Here is a 2810-nt window from a genome sequence, read left to right as displayed (position 1 = left end):
CTCCAGGGTTGGCAAGGCCAGATCGACCAGCGGCAGGATCTCGTTGAATGCCCGCCGCGCGGCGGCCGCATCGCTCCAGCCGCGCGGCCGGTAATTGCCGTCGAAGGCGATCTTGCCGCCGCGGCTTCGCGTCGCGGCCAGCAAGGTGCGGAGTCGCGCCCGGCCGGTGTCGCCATACAGCGACAGGCTGATGCCGGAGAGATAGAGCCAGTCGAACCGCGACAGAAGGTCGAGCATGGCCTCGTCGGCACGATCGAACAGTTCGCGCGCCGGAGCACGGTCGCGCCAATAGAGAAAGCTGCGTTCGCCGCGCGCGTCGCGCTCGATCATGTAGAGCCCCGGCACGCGCCCGGGCAGCCGCATGACGTGCTCGGTGCCGATGCCCTCGGCGCGCCAGGCCGCGAGCATGACCTCGCTCAGCGCATCGTCGCCAAGAGCCGTGACATAGGAGGTGTCGATGCCGAGCCGCGCCAGATACAGCGCGGTGTTGAGCGTGTCGCCGCCAAAGCCGCGCCTGAACAGGCCGTCCTGGGCTTGCGCAAACTCGACCATGCATTCGCCGATGGAAGCAACTTTCATATGTCAGACCGGCAGTCGGTTGAATGCCGCCACTGCTGTCATGACACCGCGGATCTCCGCAAGCCCCTTGAGACGACCAGGGGCCAGCCGGGATGGGTGCCGCGCCCGACGTCGTCCAGGAGCTCATTGCCGCGATCCGGCCGGACGGAAATCCGCCTGTCGGCTCGCCGGCGAGCCGGCCCCCGGCCGGCCCGCGTTGCACGGCTGCGATGCGCCGGCCTGAAAGCTGTCCGTCCAAAGCTCCCGTCCCGCGCGCGGGCGGGGTGCACTTTATTGTTATGATTGATTGTTATGATGGTCTTGACCGCCTCAAATGACAGCCTGGTCGATTGGTCGGCAGGCGGAAGGTGCCGAAAGTCGCCCCGAAGCGACCGCGGAAGCCGGTCGCATACCCCGGACGCATCGGGGCATGCGGCGGCGCGGCTGGGGCTGCCCGCAGCTTTCGCGTACATGCCGCAGGTGGCCTCGTTACGGCGGCCCGCTTCGGAGAACCCTCGAGGATGTCAATCGAACCAATCGCGCCGAAAGGGTTTTCCCCGGCGGTCAGCGCCGGCGTTTCCGATGGTCTGCCTCCGGATCGCAGGCGCTGGGCAGTGGCCGCGATCTTCACCGCGATCGCGATGGCCTCGCTCGACACCGCGATCGCCAACATCGCCCTGCCCGCGATTTCGGCCGATCTGCATGTCAGTCCCGCCGAAGCGGTCTGGGTCGTGAACGTCTACCAGATCGCGCTGGTGGCGACGCTGTTGCCGCTCGGCGCACGCGGCGAGATCGTCGGTCACGAGCGGATCTATCTCGGCGGACTTCTGCTGTTCACGCTGGCATCGCTCGGCTGCGCGCTGGCATGGTCGCTGCCGAGCCTGCTGGTCGCGCGGACGCTGCAGGGACTGGGCGCCAGCGGCATCATGAGCGTGAACACCGCGCTGATCCGCTTCGTCTATCCGAGCCGCCTGCTCGGGCGCGGTTTCGGCAACAACGCGTTCGTGGTGGCGACCGCCTTCACCGTCGGACCGAGCGTCGCCTCCGGCATCCTGGCGCTCGGCCCGTGGCCCTGGCTGTTCGCGGTCAACATTCCGTTCGGCCTCATCGCCATGCTGATCGGCCTGAAGACCTTGCCCAGATTGCCCCATGCCGGGCACGCCTTCGATTTTCCCGGTGCATTGCTCGCGGTGGCAAGCCTCGGACTCTTCATCATCGGGATCGGCGGCGCGGCGCATCAGGCAGCAGCCGCGCTGGTCTGGAGCTGCCTGATCGCGGCGATCGTGCTCGGTTTCATCCTGACCCGCAGGCATGCGGACCATCCGGCGCCGATGCTGCCGATCGACCTGTTCCGCCAGGGACTGTTCGCGCTGTCGGCCCTTACCGCCGTCTGCTCGTTCGCGGTGCAGGGATTGGCCTTCGTGGCGCTGCCGTTCTACTTCGAGGACGTGCTGCAGCGCTCGCAGGTCGAGACCGGATTCCTCATGACGCCATGGCCGCTGGTGGTTGCCATCATGGCGCCGATCGGCGGCCGGCTGTCCGATCGCTTCTCCGCCGGCTTGCTCGGCGGTCTCGGGCTCGCGCTATTGGGAACGGGTGTGGCGTTGTTGGCGCTGCTGCCGGCCTCGCCTGGTGTCGTCAACATCGTCTGGCGCATGGCGATCTGCGGCGTCGGCTTCGGCCTGTTTCAAACGCCGAACATGCGAGCCTTGATGTCGAGCGCGCCGCCGCACCGCAGCGGCAGCGCCAGCGGCATCGTCGCAACCGCACGCCTGATCGGACAAACGACGGGTGCGGCACTTGCCGCCCTGTGCTTCAGCCTGGCCGGCCATCAAGGTGCCGCGTTGGCGCTCGCGCTGGGCGCCGGATTCGCAGCGCTCGGCAGCGCGATGAGCCTGCTGCGATTGACCCTCAAACCGCATCGCAACAAGTGATGGTGCTTCACGTGGTAACACCGGACCCTCGAATATCTTCCTCTTCGCAAACGCAGAATCTTGATTTGAAACGCTGCGGTTTCCGCGCGACATTCCCCGCGAGGTCCAATCGATGGAATGGGCCAACAATAAGGGGATCGCGATGGCAAACCTCACAATCAATGGCAAGACTTTCGACGTCGATGTCGAGCCGGATACGCCGCTGCTCTGGGCGATCCGCGAGAATGCCGGCCTGACCGGCACGAAATATGGCTGCGGCATCGCGCAATGCGGCGCCTGCACGGTTCATCTCGACGGCGTCGCGACGCGCTCCTGCGG

General features: G+C 66.8%; 3 protein-coding genes and 1 pseudogene. 2 read left to right on the top strand and 2 right to left on the bottom strand.

What is annotated here, in order from left to right:
• Positions 1 to 579: sugar kinase (locus tag WCB02_RS31860; protein ID WP_423964465.1), on the bottom strand; the 579-nt coding region annotated here is incomplete at its 3' end.
• Positions 580 to 582: 3 nt separating this feature from the next.
• Positions 583 to 755, bottom strand: a pseudogene (locus tag WCB02_RS31855) (mannonate dehydratase); the annotation flags it as partial.
• A gap of 324 nt (positions 756 to 1079) precedes the next feature.
• On the opposite strand from WCB02_RS31855, the gene WCB02_RS31850 reads away from it, so the two are divergent.
• The gene (locus WCB02_RS31850) at positions 1080 to 2492 is read left to right on the top strand and encodes an MFS transporter (RefSeq protein WP_423964463.1); all 1413 of its coding nucleotides are present in this window, start codon (positions 1080 to 1082) and stop codon (positions 2490 to 2492) included.
• A gap of 142 nt (positions 2493 to 2634) precedes the next feature.
• A partial coding sequence (locus WCB02_RS31845) for a (2Fe-2S)-binding protein (RefSeq protein WP_423964467.1) occupies positions 2635 to 2810 on the top strand: 176 nt, incomplete at its 3' end.

This window comes from Bradyrhizobium sp., from assembly GCF_049581145.1.
Taxonomy (GTDB): domain Bacteria; phylum Pseudomonadota; class Alphaproteobacteria; order Rhizobiales; family Xanthobacteraceae; genus Bradyrhizobium.
Note: the sequence above shows the minus strand (reverse complement) of the source record. Positions and strands in the feature narration are given on the sequence as shown.

Coding starts and splice junctions, on each gene's coding strand:
- WCB02_RS31850 (WP_423964463.1), top strand. CDS start 1,080: ATGTCAATCGAACCAATCGCGCCGAAAGGGTTTTCCCCGGCGGTCAGC.